At 71.6% G+C, this 17921-nt stretch carries 16 protein-coding genes; 14 read left to right on the plus strand and 2 right to left on the minus strand.

All coding sequences use genetic code 11. The features are described from left to right. Positions 1-27 precede the first annotated feature (27 nt). On the plus strand, positions 28-2625 hold the full coding sequence (clpB, locus tag K7G59_RS27115; protein WP_225838693.1) for an ATP-dependent chaperone ClpB: 2598 nt from the start codon (positions 28-30) through the stop codon (positions 2623-2625). A 61-nt stretch (positions 2626-2686) separates the two neighbouring features. On the opposite strand, the gene K7G59_RS27120 is transcribed toward clpB, so the two are convergent. Further along, positions 2687-3181: a hypothetical protein gene (locus K7G59_RS27120; protein ID WP_225838695.1), complete on the minus strand. Its 495-nt coding sequence runs from the start codon at positions 3179-3181 to the stop codon at positions 2687-2689. Between the two features lie 134 nt (positions 3182-3315). On the opposite strand from K7G59_RS27120, the gene K7G59_RS27125 reads away from it, so the two are divergent. Further along, on the plus strand, positions 3316-3846 hold the full coding sequence (locus tag K7G59_RS27125) for a YbjN domain-containing protein (RefSeq protein ID WP_225838697.1): 531 nt from the start codon (positions 3316-3318) through the stop codon (positions 3844-3846). A 43-nt stretch (positions 3847-3889) separates the two neighbouring features. On the opposite strand, the gene K7G59_RS27130 is transcribed toward K7G59_RS27125, so the two are convergent. Next, positions 3890-5083, minus strand: coding sequence for a pyridoxal phosphate-dependent aminotransferase (locus tag K7G59_RS27130; protein WP_225838699.1), 1194 nt, complete (start codon positions 5081-5083; stop codon positions 3890-3892). A gap of 277 nt (positions 5084-5360) precedes the next feature. Here K7G59_RS27130 and K7G59_RS27135 point away from each other — a divergent pair, with 277 nt between their 5' ends. The 12 genes from K7G59_RS27135 to K7G59_RS27190 all read left to right on the plus strand — a co-directional run bounded on the left by K7G59_RS27135 (position 5361) and on the right by K7G59_RS27190 (position 17883). Then, the gene (locus K7G59_RS27135; protein WP_225838702.1) at positions 5361-5621 is read left to right on the plus strand and encodes a hypothetical protein; all 261 of its coding nucleotides are present in this window, start codon (positions 5361-5363) and stop codon (positions 5619-5621) included. 794 nt (positions 5622-6415) lie between these two features. Continuing rightward, positions 6416-6940: a DUF2617 family protein gene (locus K7G59_RS27140; protein ID WP_225838705.1), complete on the plus strand. Its 525-nt coding sequence runs from the start codon at positions 6416-6418 to the stop codon at positions 6938-6940. Positions 6941-7054: 114 nt separating this feature from the next. Beyond that, entirely contained in the window at positions 7055-8695 is a 1641-nt protein-coding gene (locus K7G59_RS27145; RefSeq protein ID WP_225838707.1) for a polyamine aminopropyltransferase, read from the plus strand. A gap of 85 nt (positions 8696-8780) precedes the next feature. Further along, positions 8781-9728, plus strand: coding sequence for an SRPBCC domain-containing protein (locus tag K7G59_RS27150; protein WP_225838709.1), 948 nt, complete (start codon positions 8781-8783; stop codon positions 9726-9728). A 60-nt stretch (positions 9729-9788) separates the two neighbouring features. Then, complete coding sequence (locus tag K7G59_RS27155) at positions 9789-10577, plus strand: aldose 1-epimerase (protein ID WP_225838711.1); 789 nt, start codon at positions 9789-9791, stop codon at positions 10575-10577. A gap of 10 nt (positions 10578-10587) precedes the next feature. Continuing rightward, a complete protein-coding gene (pyrE, locus tag K7G59_RS27160) occupies positions 10588-11136 on the plus strand; it encodes an orotate phosphoribosyltransferase (RefSeq protein WP_225838713.1) in 549 nt (182 codons plus the stop codon). A gap of 155 nt (positions 11137-11291) precedes the next feature. Beyond that, positions 11292-12314 carry a class II fructose-bisphosphate aldolase gene (gene fbaA / locus K7G59_RS27165; RefSeq protein ID WP_225838714.1) on the plus strand — a complete coding sequence of 341 codons (1023 nt, stop codon included), beginning with the start codon at positions 11292-11294 and terminating at the stop codon, positions 12312-12314. Between the two features lie 90 nt (positions 12315-12404). Next, on the plus strand, positions 12405-13904 hold the full coding sequence (locus tag K7G59_RS27170) for an MFS transporter (RefSeq protein ID WP_225838715.1): 1500 nt from the start codon (positions 12405-12407) through the stop codon (positions 13902-13904). Between the two features lie 220 nt (positions 13905-14124). Continuing rightward, positions 14125-14538, plus strand: a complete 414-nt coding sequence (locus tag K7G59_RS27175; protein ID WP_225838716.1) for a DUF3151 domain-containing protein — start codon at positions 14125-14127, stop codon at positions 14536-14538. 176 nt (positions 14539-14714) lie between these two features. Further along, positions 14715-15563: a tryptophan 2,3-dioxygenase family protein gene (locus tag K7G59_RS27180; RefSeq protein WP_225838717.1), complete on the plus strand. Its 849-nt coding sequence runs from the start codon at positions 14715-14717 to the stop codon at positions 15561-15563. Continuing rightward, positions 15556-16755 (plus strand): kynureninase, encoded by a 1200-nt coding sequence (gene kynU, locus K7G59_RS27185; RefSeq protein WP_225838718.1) that lies wholly within the window; start codon positions 15556-15558, stop codon positions 16753-16755. Before K7G59_RS27180 ends, kynU begins: the two co-directional genes overlap by 8 nt. Positions 16756-16956: 201 nt before the next feature. After that, positions 16957-17883 (plus strand): alpha/beta hydrolase, encoded by a 927-nt coding sequence (locus tag K7G59_RS27190; protein ID WP_225838719.1) that lies wholly within the window; start codon positions 16957-16959, stop codon positions 17881-17883. Positions 17884-17921: the final 38 nt, after the last annotated feature.

Below are 17921 nucleotides of genomic sequence, written 5' to 3' on the forward strand. Positions count from 1 at the left end.
CACGTGGCCGAGTAGGAGAGCGCGAACGTGGACGCCGAGCTGACCAACAGGAGCCGGGAAGCGATCAACGCGGCCGGCAGTCGGGCCGTGACCGAAGGGCACCCGGACCTCACGCCTGCCCATCTGCTCCTCGCCCTGCTCGCGGGGCAGGAGAACGAGAACATCACCGACCTGCTCGCCGCCGTCGACGCCGACCAGGCCGCCGTACGCTCCGGGGCGGAGAAGATCCTCGCGTCGCTGCCCAGCGTGACCGGGTCCACCGTTGCGCCGCCGCAGCCCGACCGCGAGCTGCTCGCCGTCATCGCGGACGCCGGTGAGCGGGCGAAGGAACTCGGTGACGAGTATCTGTCCACCGAGCATCTGCTCATCGCGATCGCCGCCAAGGGCGGTCGCGTGGCCGAGGTGCTCAAGGCGCAGGGCGCCGATGCGAAGAAGTTGCAGGAGGCCTTCGACAAGGCCAGGGGAGGACGCCGCGTGACCACCGCCGACCCAGAGGGCCAGTACAAGGCCCTGGAGAAGTTCGGCACCGACTTCACCGCCGCCGCCCGTGAGGGGCGCCTGGACCCCGTCATCGGGCGGGACCAGGAGATCCGGCGGGTCGTACAGGTGCTCAGCCGCAGGACCAAGAACAACCCCGTCCTCATCGGCGAGCCCGGGGTCGGCAAGACCGCCGTCGTCGAGGGGCTCGCCCAGCGGATCGTCAAGGGCGATGTGCCGGAGTCGCTCAAGGACAAGCGGCTCGTCGCCCTCGACCTCGGCGCCATGGTCGCCGGTGCCAAGTACCGCGGTGAGTTCGAGGAGCGGCTGAAGGCCGTGCTCGCCGAGATCAAGGAATCCGACGGGCGGATCATCACCTTCATCGACGAGCTGCACACCGTCGTGGGGGCCGGCGCCGGCGGCGACTCCGCCATGGACGCCGGGAACATGCTCAAGCCCATGCTCGCCCGCGGTGAGCTGCGCATGGTCGGCGCCACCACGCTGGACGAGTACCGGGAGCGGATCGAGAAGGACGCCGCCCTGGAGCGGCGGTTCCAGCAGGTGCTGGTCAGCGAGCCCTCCGTCGAGGACACCATCGCCATTCTGCGCGGGCTCAAGGGGCGGTACGAGGCCCACCACAAGGTGCAGATCGCCGACAGCGCGCTCGTGGCCGCCGCCGCCCTCTCCGACCGGTACATCACCTCCCGCTTCCTTCCCGACAAGGCCATCGACCTGGTGGACGAGGCCGCCTCCCGGCTGCGCATGGAGATCGACTCCTCGCCCGTCGAGATCGACGAACTCCAGCGCGCCGTCGACCGGCTGCGGATGGAGGAGCTGGCGATCGGCCAGGAGACCGACCCGGCCTCGCGCGAGCGGCTGGAGAAGCTGCGCCGTGACCTCGCCGACAAGGAAGAGGAACTGCGCGGACTCACCGCCCGCTGGGAGAAGGAGAAGCAGTCCCTCAACCGCGTCGGTGAGCTGAAGGAGAAGCTGGACGACCTGCGCGGCCAGGCCGAACGCGCCCAGCGCGACGGCGACTTCGACACCGCCGCCAAACTGCTCTACGGCGAGATCCCGGCCGTGGAGAAGGAGCTGGAGGCCGCCTCCGAGGCCGAGGAGGAGGCAGCCAGGGACACCATGGTCAAGGAAGAGGTCGGCTCCGACGACATCGCCGACGTCGTCGCCGCCTGGACCGGCATCCCCGCCGGCCGCCTCCTGGAGGGCGAGACGCAGAAACTGCTGCGCATGGAGGAGGAGATCGGCAAGCGGCTGATCGGACAGACGGAGGCCGTACGGGCCGTGAGCGATGCCGTACGGCGGTCCCGGGCGGGTATCGCCGACCCCGACCGGCCCACCGGGTCGTTCCTCTTCCTCGGCCCCACCGGCGTCGGCAAGACAGAACTCGCCAAGGCGCTCGCCGACTTCCTCTTCGACGACGAACGGGCCATGGTCCGCATCGACATGTCCGAGTACAGCGAGAAGCACAGCGTGGCCCGGCTGGTCGGCGCGCCTCCCGGGTACGTCGGCTACGAGGAGGGCGGCCAGCTGACCGAGGCCGTACGACGGCGGCCGTACACCGTCGTGCTGCTGGACGAGGTCGAGAAGGCCCACCACGAGGTCTTCGACATCCTGCTGCAGGTGCTGGACGACGGGCGCCTGACGGACGGCCAGGGACGTACGGTCGACTTCCGCAACACCATCCTGGTGCTCACCTCCAACCTGGGCAGCCAGTTCCTGGTCGACCCCATCAGCAGCGAGGCGGAGAAGAAGGAGCAGGTGCTCGAGGTCGTACGGGCGTCCTTCAAGCCGGAGTTCCTCAACCGGCTCGACGACCTCGTCGTCTTCTCCGCCCTCAGCAAGGACGAGCTGTCCCGGATCGCCCGGCTCCAGATCGACCGGCTGGCGGCCCGGCTCGCCGAGCGCCGGCTCACCCTGGACGTCACGCCCGAGGCGCTGGCCTGGCTGGCGCAGGAGGGCATGGACCCGGCCTACGGCGCCCGTCCGCTGCGCCGCCTGGTGCAGACCGCCATCGGCGACCGGCTCGCCAAGGAGATCCTCTCCGGCGAGATCAAGGACGGCGACACGGTCCGTGTGGACCGCTTCGGCGAGGGGCTGCTGGTGGGTCCCGCGACCGGCAAGACGCTCTGAGGCGGGGCAGACACCGTGCGACACGGCCGGGCCACCGTGTGACGCGGGTCCACTGCCCGCGTCACACGGTGAACGCCGAGAAGGACACCCGGGCGGTGCCTGCGCTCTCGTAGGTCACGTTCACGACGACCGCGTTCGCGTCGACACCGTCCGGGGGCGGATGGGCATCGGAGTTCAGGTTCAGGCAGAGGTCCGCACCCTCGTCGCAGAGGTCCGTGCCGGGTGCCGGCCCCTGCAGGTAGGTGGCCTTCAGCCAGCCGCGCACGTCCGCCCTCGGCATCCGGAAACCGGCCTCGTAGTCGGTGTCCTGCCAGGCCTGCACCGTGCAGTGCGTGTCGTACGCCCCGGTCGGCAGCCTCGCGCCGCCGAAGGACAGCGCCTCTGCGCACGACACCTTCTCGGGCGCTCCGCCGAGCGGGTAGTCCGACAGCGCCGACTTCACCACCAGCACCACCATCCACGCCAGGAGCAGTCCTGGCAGCGCCAGGACTGCCGCGACCAGACCCCACCGTGTCCGGCCGCGCCCCTCGCCCCCGGCCGTCCGCCGTTCCCGCACCCTGCCCTCCCCCTACCGGGTCATCACGATGGACCGGATCATGTCAGCCATGGGCTGACAGGCGGCGTCGGGGCTTGCCACCCCCCTCCCCGCATGGGGGAGGATGGCGGAATCCGCATGAAGGGAAAATTACGGTGAGCATCGACCCGTCCTCGATTCCGAACTTCGGGGGCCAGCCCGAACCGCAGCCCCAGGGACCGGCCGGCCCCGTCGTCCCGGATCAGGACCTCGTGAAGCAGCTCCTGGACCAGATGGAGCTGAAGTACGTCGTCGACGAGGAGGGTGACCTCGCGGCGCCGTGGGAGCAGTTCCGCACGTACTTCATGTTCCGTGGGGAGGCCGAGCAGTCGGTCTTCTCGGTGCGGACCTTCTACGACCGCCCCCACCCGATCAGCGCCAAGCCCGCGCTGCTGGAGGCCATCGACGACTGGAACCGGCGCACGCTGTGGCCGAAGATGTACACGCACACCCATGACGACGGCACCGTCCGCCTCATCGGTGAGGCGCAGATGCTGATCGGCACCGGTGTCGCGTTGGAGCACTTCGTCTCCTCCACGGTCAGCTGGGTGCGGGCCGCGATCGAGTTCGACAAGTGGCTCGTGGACCAGCTCGGCCTGGAGCAGGAGGTCAACGACGCGGAGAAGCCCGAGGAAGACGGAGAGTAGGCGAGTCCGGCCGGATCCGGGGGCGGCAGCCCCCGGACGGTGCTCAGATGCGCCGAAGCCGCTCGGCCGCCTCCCGCAGGACCTCCTCCTTCTTGCAGAACGCGAACCGCACGAACGGGGCCCCGGCCTCCCGGTCGTCGTAGAACACCGCGTTCGGAATGGCCACCACGCCCGCCCGCTCCGGCAGGGCGCGGCAGAAGGCGAAGCCGTCCTTCTCGCTGAGGGGGCGGATGTCGGTGGTGATGAAGTAGGTCCCGGCCGTCCTGAACACCTCGAAACCGGCCTGGGCCAGCCCCTCCGCCAGGATGTCCCGGCGTGTGCGCATGTCCCGGCGGAAACCGTCGAAGTAGGAGTCGGGCAGGGCGAGCGCCTCGGCCACCGCGTACTGGAAGGGGCCCGAGGAGACGTACGTCAGGAACTGCTTCGCCGAGCGGACCGCCGTCACCAGGCCCGGTGATGCCGTCACCCAGCCGACCTTCCAGCCGGTGAAGGAGAACGTCTTGCCGGCCGAACCGATGGTCACCGTGCGCTCCCGCATCCCGGGGAACGTGGCGAGCGGCACGTGCTCGGCGTCGTCGAAGACCAGGTGCTCGTAGACCTCGTCGGTGACCACCAGCAGGTCCCGGTCGACCGCCAGTTCCGCGATCGCGGCCAGCTCCGCGCGGGTGAGGACGGTGCCGGTCGGGTTGTGCGGGGTGTTGATCAGCAGCAGGCGGGTGCGGTCGGTGACCGCCGCCCGCAGCTCGTCCAGGTCGAGACGGAATCCGGCACCCCCGTCGGTGTGCGGGCGCAGCGTCACCGGTACGCGCCGGCCGCCCGCCATGGCGATGCTCGCCGCGTAGGAGTCGTAGTACGGCTCCAGGGCGATCACCTCGTCGCCGGGTTCGAGCAGCGCCAGCAGACAGGCCGCGATCGCCTCCGTGGCGCCCGCGGTGACCAGGACCTCGGTGTCGGGGTCGTAGGTGAGGCCGTAGCGGCGCAGCTGGTGCTCAGCGATCGCGGAGCGCAGCTCGGGGATGCCCGGCCCCGGCGGGTACTGGTTGCCGCGGCCGTCGCGCAGTGCCCGCACGGCGGCCTCGCGGACCTCCTCGGGTCCATCCGTGTCGGGAAAGCCCTGGCCGAGGTTGATCGACCCGGTCCGGACCGCGAGGGCGGACATCTCGGCGAAGATGGTCGTCCCGAACTCGGCGAGCCGGCGGTTGAGGTAGGGGCGCGCGGTGGAGGTCATGCGGGTCATCCTGCGCCCAGGTCACGGACTTCCTCAACCGGCCTTCGCCGGCGGGCAGCCGTGCCGTGCCCGCAGCCCGGTCCCTGCCGGCTTCGGGGATCGTTGACACCCGGTGTGGTCCAGTCCACAATGCGATCAGGAAAACCTTCCAACTCGGGCCTCCGGGGGCGGCGTTACCCCTGGAGGACGGTGCCAGTGACCGTCCCGTGCCCAGCGGAGTGAGCGTCGAGTGACTCACTTCGCCAGGTGCGGGTCGGCCAGGCCCGCCTGACGCCGGAGGTTTCCGATGCAGGATGACAACACAACAGAGCGCCCGCGCACCAACATGGTGATCGTCGTGATCCCGGTGCCACCAGCGGAGGACGAAGGGCAGGTGAGCCCCGGTCCTCGGTGGGTTACGCGGAAGCGACATAACAAAAAATGTCGGATTCCAGTAAAAAGTATCATTTATTCCGTGTTTTCGGGTATAGTTGCTAAATTTGTGGCTCAATATGTTGATGACGGTTTTCTAAACAAACTGCTTGAGATGCTTCACCACTTCCTCTGAGTGAACGGCCCCGGGGCTGAAGCCCACGGGGCCGTTTCGCGTTCCTGGCCCGGCGCAGGTCAAGGGCCGTTTCTCCTGAGAGTCCCTCAGAACTTCCTCAACTGTGCTTTGGACCCCGGACCGGTCGGGCATCTGCCGGTTGCCGCGCACAGCGCGGCAGCAGCGGCAGGCAGTCTGCGAGGCGCCCACGGGGGGCCGCTTCGGGGGAACGGAAAAGGAAGGTGGCGCCATGGGCACCGTGGTGGGTGTGGTGGCGGTGGGGGTCGTGTTCGCGCTGATCGTGGCCTCCTCGGCCCGTAGCGACAAGCGCGACAAGCGGCGGCGCACGTCCCGTGGCGGGCGCGGGTCGTCCGGCGCGGGCAGCAGCAGCAGCTGGTGGGCCGGCGCCGACGACAGCGGATCGTCGTCGTCCGGCGGTCACCACTCTGGACACTCGTGCGGCGGTCACTCGTCCTGCGGGTCTTCGTGCGGTTCCTCATGCGGCGGAGGCGGCTGCGGGAGCAGTGGCTGAGGGGCGCTCGGCGGCTTGTCTTCCGCGCCAGGCGTACGCCGTAGTTGAACAGTTGAGCTGTGGAGCCCTCTGAGGGATGGAAACCCGACGAAGTTGGGTAAAAACACTGTGGCACCGCCGGTGTTCGTGATTCCCTCTAAAGCACCAAGCAGCCCTCGGACGCCCCGCAGACACCCCGTCCCGCCGGGCCGGCCGGGCACACCGGGCCGACATGGCGATCACCCGGTGTCGACCGAGGTGCGCCGGACCACACCCCCTCCTTGCGTGTTAGCGGAGCCGACCCATGCTCACGACCCTGAACACCTCCTACACCGATACGCGCGCTGCCGATCTCGCCTGGGCCCTCGGGCGTGAACCGCTTCCCGCCCTGGCCACCCTCGACCTGGAACTGACCGGTGCCACCCTGCAGTTGAGGCTGCTCGGCGCCTCTCACCAGGTCCTGCTGGACGAGGAGCGGGGCAGCTGTTCGGAGACGGTCGCGTGCATCCCCGGCTCCAGCACCCCGCTGCCGCTCGGCGTCGCCAAGCGCGTGGGGGACTGGGAGTACGAGTTCGCGGCCCGGGTGGAACTGCTCACGCCCGGCTCGTTCGCGGGCCGCGCCCAGGAGTTGCTGGCCCTGGTCTCCGACCATCCGCACGGCCTCGCCGGGGTCTTCCCGGGCAGCCCGCACGCGTTCACGGCCATGCTGGCCCAGCGGCACGACGGCCAGGTGCAGTGGCGCACCTGGCACGCCTACCCGCAGGACGGCCAGCTGGTCGCGACGCGCACCCGGGTCGGCGTACGCGTCCCGGTGGGCCGGCGCGGCTAGGGCCTGCCCGGCGGATCACTCCCGGGGCGACATAAACCCGCAAGGCGTCAATCGCCCTTAGTTCCACACGTGTGGGTGACGAAGCGTGCCGAGTGTGTGACGTAACGTCGCAGCGTGATCGAATCGCACGCTCCCGCGCCCCCGGTCGCCGCGCCCCGGACAGGCCCCGCGCGGCTGCCCGTCCGGCCCGGCACCGGGCGGTTCCTGGTCCTCGTGTGCGTCTTCGTGTGCGCGGCCTGCGGGCTCGTCTACGAACTCGAACTCGTCGCGTTCGCCTCGTACCTGATCGGTGACTCGGTCACCCAGGCTTCCGTCGTGCTGTCCGTGATGGTGTTCGCGATGGGCATCGGCTCGCTCGCCGCCAAGCGGCTGCGCTGGCACGCGGCGGCCGGGTTCGGCGCGGTCGAGGCCGTCCTGGCGCTGGTCGGCGGGTGCAGTGCGATGGCCCTGTACGCCGTCTTCGCCTGGACCAGCAGCTGGGGCGGGGTCTGGGCCGAGGGACCGCGCTGCCTGCTGGTCGCCTTCTCCCTCGCCATCGGCCTGCTCATCGGCGCCGAAGTCCCCTTGCTCATGGAGCTGATCCAGCGCATCCGCCGCCAGGACGCGGGCGGCGCGGTCGCGGACCTGTTCGCGGCGGACTACGTGGGCGCACTGGTCGGCGGCCTGGCCTTCCCCTTCCTGCTGCTGCCCCGCCTCGGCCAGTTGACCGGCGCGCTGCTCACCGGCAGCGTCAACGTCGTCGCCGGAGGCGCGCTGGTTCTCGGCCTCTTCCGGCGCGACCTGACCCGCCGGGCCCGCTGGGCGCTGCTCGTCGCCGGACTCGCCGTGCTCGGTGTCCTCGCCTCCGCCGCCGCCCTGGCGGACGAGTTCGAGCGTGCCGCCCGGCACGCGGTCTACGGCAAGGACGTCCGCGTGGCCGTGCAGACCGACGTCCAGGAGATCGTCCTCGCGGGCGGCACCGACGGCAAACCCCTCGACCTGTTCCTGGACGGCCGGCTGCGCGTCGGCGGCCGTGACGAGCGCCGCTACCACGAGGGTCTGGTCCACCCGGCCCTGTCCGGCGGCCCGCACGCGCGCGTGCTGATCCTCGGCGGCGGGGACGGACTCGCCGCCCGCGAGGTCCTGCGCCGGGCGGACGTGCGCCGCGTCGACATCGTGGAACTCGACGCCGGCCTGGTCCACCTGGCCCGCCGCGACCCCGGCCTGTCCACCCTCAACGGGCACGCGTACGACGACACGCGCGTCCACGCCCTGACCGCGGACGCCCTCGGCTGGCTGCGCAGGGCGCCCGCCCAGCCGTACGACGTCGTGATCGCGGACCTTCCCGATCCCGGCATCACCGCCAGCACCAAGCTGTACTCCCAGGAGCTCTACGGCCTCGCCCGCCGCGTTCTCGCCCCCGGCGGGCGGCTGGTGGTGCACGCCGGGGCCGTCTCCACCCGCCCCCGGGTCTTCTGGACGGTCGACGCGACCCTCCGCGCGGCCGGGTTCGCCACGTCCCCGTACCGGATCCTCGGCCATGACTCCGGCTTCGCCCCCGGCCCCGACCGCTCCGCGGCCCCCTCCCGCGCCCCCCACGACTGGGGCTTCCTCCTGGCCTCCCCGGGCCACACCCCGCCACCCCTGGGCCTGGACCCACGGGGGCCGCGCCCGCGCACCCTGACGCCGGAGGGCCTGAGAGCGGACGAGCGGGCGGCGCAGCGCACCCGGATCCGGGGGCTGGCGGCGTCGACGCTGGTGCACCCCCGGTACTGACGGTGCCTGCGGCACCGGCGGGTCACGACAGGTCACCCGTTCTCGGAGGGTACGTTCGGTCCGCACATGGGTAGGGTCACTCGACATGGAGCACCAGGTCTTCGTTCCGGTTTCCGGTGATCGGCTCAGGGCGGCGCTGGCCGACCCTCTGCGCGTCGCCCGGGCGATCCCCGGGTTCCAGCAGGACACGGATGGCGAACCCGGCGCCGGGCGTCTGAAGTTGCGGGTCGGCGGGAACTCCATCACCTACCGGGGCGCGGTCCGCGTCACCGCCCGGGAGGACGGCACGTACGCCCTCGAGGGCGACGGCACCGAGGCCCGCGGCGCCGGCTCGGTCAAGCTAGCCCTGACCCTGCGCCTCGCCGACACCGAAGGTGGCTCCACCCTCACCGTCGAGGGCACGGCCGACGTGGACGGACGCCTCGTGGAACTGCCGCCAGAGGCGGTGACCTCAGCGGTGACCCGGCTGCTGAACCGTTTCGCGGAGGCACTGGCGCACGCCCCGGACGAGCCGCACGACACGGCGCCCGAGCGGGAGCCCGGGTCCGTGCCGGAGACGGAGGGAGCGCCTGAGCCGCTGTCTGAACCGGCGCCGGAGTCCCAACCCGCGCCAGAGCCGTTGTCCGAACCCGGACCGGAGTCCGGACACGAGTCCGAACCGGAGAAAGAGACCGAGGCCGAGGGTGCTGATGAGCCCGATGCCGGTCACGTCTCCGTCTTCGACACCGAGGTCCCGCCGTCCTCCCTGAACCCCGACGCCGACGACGACGCCTCTGAGGGCACCGCCGACCGAACCACCGGCGATTTCACCGACACCGGTGCGCCCCCCGCCGAGGCAGCGCACGCGCGCCGGACGATGATCGGGCGCAGCGCGGAGGAGGTCGACCACGCCCCGCCGCGTGGCCGCTACGCCCCCGTGCCGGCCCCCCAGACCGTGGGGGCGAACCCGGCCCTGCGCTGGGCCGCCCCGGCCGCGGCCCTCGCCCTGGCCTCGGCCATCGTGGTGGGCCGTGCCCTGCGCCGCCGTCGTTAGACCGATCCGGGGCAGGCCGAATCGGATCGGCACGCTCGGTCGCCCCAGTAGGGTCGTCCCGTGAGTAACGAAGACATCACGCTGACCGCGGGCGACGTGGAAGTGACCGTGTCCCCCGGCAACGGCGGCCGTATCGCCGGGCTGCGGACCGGCGGCGTGGAGCTGCTGCGCCAGGGGGAGCGCTACGGCTGCTTCCCGATGGTGCCCTGGTGCGGACGGATCCGTGACGGCCGCTTCCTGGACGGCGGCACGGTCCGCCAGATGCCGCTCAACTCCCCGCCGCACGCCATCCACGGCACTGCCCGCGACGCCGCCTGGCGCACCGCGCGCGTCTCGGAGAACGAGGCGGTGATCACGTACCGGCTGGTCGAGCCCTGGCCGCATCCCGGCCAGGTCACCCAGGTCGTCACGCTGGCCGACGACAGTCTGACGCTGACGATGTCCGTGGAGACGTACGAGGACTCCTTCCCGGCGCAGATCGGCTGGCACCCGTGGTTCAACCGGAACCTCGGCGGCGAGGACGTACAGCTGGATTTCGAGCCCGCCTGGCAGGAGGAGCGCGGGGACGACCAGCTGCCGACCGGCAACCGGATCGAGCCGCGGCCCGGCCCCTGGGACGACTGCTTCGGCATGCCCGGCGGTGTCGACGTCACCCTCACCTGGCCCGGGCAGCTGGAACTGAAGGTGGCCAGCCGTCAGGAGTGGGTGGTCGTCTACGACGAGCAGTCCGAGGCCGTCTGCGTGGAGCCGCAGACCGGGCCGCCCAACGGCCTGAACACCCTTCCCCGCCTGGTCACACCGCTGGACCCGCTGGAGGCGACGACGACCTGGAGCTGGCGGCGCATCTAAGCTGGTCGGCATGACGGACGTACGCGGCGCGCTGCTGCAGCAGATCAAGGACAAGGCCGTGGTGCACGGCAAGGTGACCCTGTCGTCGGGCAAGGAAGCCGACTACTACATCGACCTCCGCCGGATCACGCTGGACGGCGAGGCCGCGCCGATGGTCGGTCAGGTCATGCTCGACCTGACCGCCGACCTGGACTTCGAGGCGGTCGGCGGGCTCACCCTGGGCGCCGACCCGGTCGCCACCGCCATGCTGCACGCCTCCGCCGCGCGCGGGAAGGTGCTCGACGCCTTCGTCGTACGCAAGGCCGGCAAGGCGCACGGCCTGCAGCGCCGTATCGAGGGCGCCGAGGTCAAGGGCCGCCGGGTGCTGGCCGTGGAGGACACCTCCACCACCGGCGGCTCCGTGCTGACCGCCGTGGAGGCGCTGCGTGAGGCCGGCGCGGAGGTCGTCGGCGTCGCCACGATCGTGGACCGGGCGACCGGCGCGGCCGAGGCGATCGCCGAGCAGGCGGGCGTGCCGTACCTGTTCGCCTTCTCGAAGGATGAACTGGGTCTGGACTGACCCGGCGGTTTGATCTGGACTTGTCCGGGGGATGGCCGACGGGGTCGACCATCCCCCCATGTCTGGAAAGATGGGGACGACGATGATGTCACCCCCCAGGTCTAGGTCAGGGCCGTAACGCAGTAATCCGACCCGCACACCCAAGGAGCGGACAGATGCCCATCGCAACCCCCGAGGTCTACAACGAGATGCTCGACCGGGCGAAGGCAGGCAAGTTCGCCTACCCGGCCATCAACGTCACCTCGTCCCAGACCCTGAACGCGGCACTGCGCGGCTTCGCGGAGGCGGAGAGCGACGGCATCGTCCAGATCTCCACGGGTGGTGCGGAGTTCCTCGGCGGCCAGTACAGCAAGGACATGGTCACCGGCGCGGTCGCCCTCGCGGAGTACGCGCACATCCTCGCCGAGAAGTACCCGGTCAACATCGCGCTGCACACCGACCACTGCCCGAAGGACAAGCTCGACGGGTACGTGCGTCCGCTGCTCGCGCTGTCCGAGGAGCGCGTCAAGGCCGGCCGCAACCCGCTGTTCCAGTCGCACATGTGGGACGGCTCCGCCGAGACCCTCGCCGACAACCTGCAGATCGCGCAGGAACTGCTGGAGCAGGCCCGCCGCGCCAACATCATCCTCGAGGTCGAGATCACCCCGACCGGCGGCGAGGAGGACGGCGTCTCCCACGAGATCAACGACGAGCTGTACACCACGGTCGACGACGCGATCCGCACCGTCGAGGCCCTGGGCCTGGGCGAGAAGGGCCGCTACCTGCTGGCCGCTTCCTTCGGCAACGTCCACGGCGTGTACAAGCCGGGCAACGTCGTGCTCCGCCCCGAACTGCTGAAGGAGCTGAACGACGGCGTCGCCGCCAAGTTCGGCAAGCAGTCCCCGTTCGACTTCGTCTTCCACGGCGGCTCCGGCTCCACCGAGCAGGAGATCCTGACCGCGCTGGAGAACGGCGTCGTGAAGATGAACATCGACACGGACACCCAGTACGCGTTCACCCGCCCGGTCGCCGACCACATGTTCAAGAACTACGACGGCGTCCTGAAGGTCGACGGCGAGGTCGGCTCCAAGAAGACCTACGACCCGCGCACCTGGGGCAAGCTCGCCGAGGCGGGCATGGCCGCGCGCGTCCTCGAGGCCACGCAGAACCTGCGTTCCGCGGGCAACAAGATCAAGTAAGCGTCGTCGTACGCGCCCTGCGCGTCGGACGATCTCTGCGGCCGGCCCGGCGACTGTCCACGTCGCCGGGCCCGCTGTATACCTGGGACCATGCCCGATGTCCGGCTGGCCTCGCCCCCGGGCAGGTGGATCCTGCTCACCACGGTCCTCGGCTCCAGCATGGCGATGCTGGACTCGACCGTCGTCAACGTGGCCCTGCCGCGCATCGGCCACGACCTGGGCGCGAGCCTGACCGCCCTGCAGTGGACGGTCAACGCGTACATGGTCACGCTGGCCGGGCTGATCCTGCTGGGCGGCTCGCTGGGCGACCGTTACGGCCGCCGGAAGGTCTTCGTACTCGGGGTGGCGTGGTTCGCCGCTGCCTCGCTGCTGTGCGGCCTCGCGCCGTCCCCGGGCGTGCTGATCGCCGCCCGCGCCTTCCAGGGCGTCGGCGGTGCGCTCCTCACGCCCGGCTCGCTCGCGCTCATCCAGGCCTCCTTCCACCCCGACGACCGGAGCCGGGCGGTCGGCCTGTGGTCCGGCTTCGGCGGGATCGGCGCGGCCGTCGGCCCCTTCCTGGGCGGCTGGCTGGTGGACGGCCCCGGCTGGCGCTGGGTGTTCCTGCTCAACGTGCCGCTGGCCCTGCTGTGCGTGCCCATCGCCCTGCGGCATGTCCCGGAGTCGGCCGACCCGGCCGCTCACGGCCGTTTCGACGTGCTCGGCGCCACCCTCGGCGCCCTGGCGCTCGCCCTGCTGACGTACGCCCTGATCGAGGCCCACGGCGGCTTTTCGGCGGTGGCGCTGACGGGGGTCGCGGGCCTGGCCGCGGCGGTGGCCTTCACCTGGGTCGAGCGGCACCGCCCGGATCCGATGCTGCCGCCGGACATCTTCGCCTCGCGCCAGTTCACCGCGGTCAACCTGGTCACGCTGTGCGTGTACGCGGCTTTCAGCGGCTTCTTCTTCCTCACCGCGCTCCAGCTTCAGGTGGTGGCGGGCTACTCGGCCCTCGCCGCCGGCACGGCCCTGCTGCCGACCACCGCCCTGATGCTGCTGTTCTCGTCCCGCTCCGGCGCGCTGGCCGACCGTACGGGCCCGCGCCTGCCGCTCACCGTGGGCCCGCTGCTGTGCGCGGCGGCGATGCTGCTGATGCTGCGGGTGGGGCCGGGCGCGGACTACCTGACGGACGTCCTGCCCGCCCTGCTGGTGATGGGCGCCGGGATGGTCATCCTGGTGGCACCCCTCACCGCCACGGTCCTCGCCTCCGTCGACACCGCCCGCGCGGGCCTGGCCAGCGGCATCAACAACGCGGCGGCGCGGGCGGCGGGCCTGGTCGCGGTGGCCGCGCTGCCGCTGCTGGCGGCCATGGGACCGGATGCGTACCGCTCGCCGGGCGCCTTCGACGCGGCGTTCCGGCGGGCGATGCCGATCTGTGCGGGCGTGCTCGTGGCCGGCGCGGCGCTGGCCTGGGCACTGGTCCGCCGCCCGGCACCGGACCGCCGCCGGCCTGAGTGCCGCAGGCACGGCTGCGTGACGCATCCACCGCTGGAGGCGGTGCCCGGCGCAGCGGAGGCCGAGGCGGCCACGGCTTCCAGCCCTGGTCGACCCGGGTGACCGAGCCGTCGCGCCCACCCGGTCCGAGGACGGGCCGGCCCGGCAGGCGCCCCACCGGCCCGTCCGGGTCGGCACAGGGCCGGCGGCCCTCCTGGGCGGTCAGGGTCACCACGTCATGGTCGGTGCCGTGGCCGTCGGCAGCACCCGGCCCGGACCACGCCTTCCCGTCAGGCGGGACACAGCCGTTACCGATCAAGGCCGATGCAGCAGACTGGAACCCATGACGATGCACGAGAACCTTCTGGCGGGCCCGCCCCCGACCCACCTCCCCGACGACCCGGAGCCCCGCGCGCTGCTCGCAGCCGGTACGGCCCCGGCCGACGTGGCCGCCCAGTACCCCATGTCGTCCCTCGCCTGGGCGCAGCTGGCCGACGACGCGTTCGAGCGGGGCGCGGTCGTGGAGTCGTACGCGTACGCCCGTACGGGCTACCACCGCGGTCTGGACGCCCTGCGCCGCAGCGGCTGGAAGGGCCACGGCCCGGTGCCGTGGGAGCACGAGCCCAACCGTGGCTTCCTGCGCGCCCTGCACGGCCTCGCCCGCGCCGCGCAGGCGATCGGTGAGCAGGAGGAGTACGAGCGCTGCACGCAGTTCCTGAAGGACTCCTCGCCGACGGCGGCCCAGACCCTGGGCTGAGCCCTGCACCTGGGCTCCAGCGCCCCCATGAAGGGATTCACCGGTGTGGCCCGTCTGGCAGCGGACGGGCCTTGCCGCGCCCCGGGTGATCGCGCAGGATGCCAGTGGGGACCGGGGCCCCCGTGCCGGCATCGGCAGGGGCGGACCGCTACCCGGAGTAATAACAGGAGACAGCGATGTCCCAACAGGCTCACCAGTTCTCGGCGACTCACGAGCCCGAGACCCCGAACCTGGACTTCGCCGGTACGACACCGTACGAGGACTACGTCAGGGCGGATGTGCTCACCCACCTCCAGCACACCCTCTCCGACGACCCCGGTGAGATGGTCTTTCTGGTGACGACCCAGGTCATGGAGCTGTGGTTCACGGTCATCGTGCACGAGTGGGAGACCGCCGCACGCGCCCTGCGCGAGGACCGGGTGGCGGTGGCGATCGACGCGCTGAAGCGTTCGGTGCGGGAACTGGAGGCGCTGAACGCCTCCTGGAAGCCGCTCGGCCAGCTGACCCCGGCGCAGTTCAACTCGTACCGCTCCGCTCTCGGCGAGGGCTCCGGTTTCCAGTCGGCGATGTACCGGCGCCTGGAGTTCCTGCTCGGCGAGAAGTCCGCGTCCATGCTCGTCCCGCACCGCGGCGCCCCGCGTGTCCATGCGGAACTGGAGAAGGCGCTGCACGAGCCGAGCCTGTACGACGAGGTCGTAGGACTCCTCGCCCGGCGCGGTCACACGATCCCGGAGGACGTCCTGGCACGGGATCTGACCCAGCGCTACGAGCCCTCCGCCGCCGTCGAGGCGGCCTGGACGGAGATCTACTCCGGCGACCCGGACGACGAACTCGCCCGTCTCGGCGAGGCGTTGACGGACGTGGCCGAACTGGTGTGGCGCTGGCGCAACGACCACCTGGTCGCCACCCGCCGCGCGATGGGTGCCAAGGCCGGTACGGGCGGCTCGGCGGGCGTCGCCTGGCTGGAGAAGCGTGCCCGCAAGAACGTGTTCCCGGAGCTGTGGACGGCGAGGTCGCATGTCTGAGTCCGCTGTGCGTGTGAAGCGACTGGAGGCCGAGAAGCTGGACGCGGCGGACGAACTGGCCCCGCTGCGCTCCCGGTTCGTCCTCGACGACGTCGTCTACCTGGACGGAAACTCCCTGGGGGCCCTGCCGGCGAACGTGCCGGGCCGGGTCGAGGACGTCGTCCGCAGACAGTGGGGCGAACTGCGCATCCGCTCCTGGGAGGAGAGCGGCTGGTGGACGGCGCCGGAGCGGATCGGTGACCGGATCGCCCCGCTGGTCGGCGCCGCGCCGGGCCAGATCGTCGTCGGCGACTCCACGAGCGTCAACGTCTTCAAGGCGGTCGTGGCCGCGGTCCGCATGGCCGGCGAGGACCGGGACGAGATCCTGGTGGACGCGACGACGTTCCCCACGGACGGCTACATCGCCGAGTCGGCCGCCCGCCTGACCGGCCGCACCCTGCGCGCGCTCCCGCCGGCGCAGGTGCCGGACGCGCTGGGCGAGCGCACGGCGGCGGTGCTGCTGAACCACGTCGACTACCGCACCGGCCGTCTGCATGACCTGCCGTCCCTGACGGCCGCGGTGCACGAGGTGGGCGCCTACGCCGTCTGGGACCTGTGCCACAGCGCGGGCGCCCTGCCGGTCGGCCTGGACGAGCACGGGGTCGACCTGGCGGTCGGCTGCACCTACAAGTACCTGAACGGCGGCCCCGGTTCACCGGCGTACCTGTACGTCCGGCACGAACTGCAGGACCGCTTCGACTCGCCGCTGCCCGGCTGGAACTCCCACACCGACCCGTTCGGCATGAGCCCGTCGTACGCCCCGGCACCGGGCGCCCTGCGCGGCCGGGTCGGCACCCCGGACATCCTCTCCATGCTGACCCTGGAGGCGGCCCTGGAGGTCTGGGACGAGGTCTCCGTCTCGGCGGTGCGGGCGAAGTCCCTCGCCCTGACCGACTTCTTCCTGGAGTGCGTGGCGGCGTACACCGAGCCCGGCCGGGTCGAGTCGGTCACCCCGGAGCCCCATGAGGAACGCGGCAGTCAGGTGGCGCTGCGCTGCCCGGACGCCGGCGAGGTGATGAAGCGCCTGATCGCGCGCGGCGTGGTGGGCGACTTCCGCCACCCGGACGTGCTCCGTTTCGGTTTCACGCCGCTGTACGTGAGCTTCGGGGACGTGGAGCGGGCGGCGCGGGTGCTGGGGGAGGTGCTGGTCTAAGGGAGTCCAGGGGAGCAGGGGGCGGTACTCTGCCCGGCCCCCTGCTCCCCTTCCCGCCCGGCCCGCAGAACCGTTTCTCCCTCCCCCTCGGTGACAGCCCCATGTCCCCGCACGTCACCGGTGATACCGTCCCCGCCAACGGCGACGAGGAATCGCCACCTGGTTCGTTCAAAACCCGTTCCGTCGCTGAGAGGTTGGAGTATGCCGGACGACGCCGCAGCAGCCCGCGCCGCCGCCGAGGAGGAGTCTGCCTTCTCACACCGCCCGGTAGACCCTGACGCCAGCGCGCCGTACGGCGACCACCCCGACCAGGTGATCGACTTCTACGCCCCCCGCACCGGCCCGGGGTCCCCGCTCGCCCCTGGTTCCCTCGCCCCGCTGGTCGTGGTCCTGCACGGCGGTGCCTGGCGCCACCGCTACGACCGCCGCCACATCACCCCGTTCGCGGACCACCTGGCCCGCAGGGGCTTCGCGGTGGCCAACGTGGAGTACCGGCGGGGCGGGGGCAGCCCGGTCCCCGAGCAGAGCGAAGGGGGCGAAGGGGGCGAAGGGGACGGCACCCCGCTCGCGGGTCGCTGGCCGGAGACCTTCGACGACGTCGCCGCCGCGCTCGACGCACTGCCCGCCCTGGTCCGCGAGGCACTCCCGCAGGCCGACCCGCGCCGCACGGTGCTCACCGGCCACTCGGCGGGCGGCCACCTCGCACTGTGGGCGGCGGCCCGGCACGTCCTGCCCGCCGACGCCCCCTGGCGCACCGACAGCCCCGTTCCGCTGCGGGGGGTGGTCGCGCTGGCGCCGATCGCGGACTTCGAGGTGGCGGAGAAGCTGGACGTCTGCGGCAACGCGGCCCTGCAACTGCTGGGCGGCCACGAGAACGTCGCTGTCCGCAGGCCTTACGCGGACCCGGTCCTGCTGCTGCCCACGGGCATCGCGACGACGCTGGTCCAGGGACGTGCGGACCTGGTCGTGCCGCAGGCGGTGGCCGAGTCGTACGCGGAGGCGGCGGCGAAGGCGGGGGAGACGGCGGGCCTGACGCTGCTGGCGGACGTGGGCCACTTCCCGCTGATCGACCCGGCGGCGGACGCCTGTGCGGTGGTGGCGGAGGAGATCGCGCAACTGGCGTGGTGAGCAACGGGGTCGCCCCTTCGGGGGTGGGCCCCGGTGAT

It is taken from the genome of Streptomyces sp. NK08204, from assembly GCF_020400585.1.
In the GTDB taxonomy this organism is placed as follows: Bacteria; Actinomycetota; Actinomycetes; order Streptomycetales; family Streptomycetaceae; genus Streptomyces.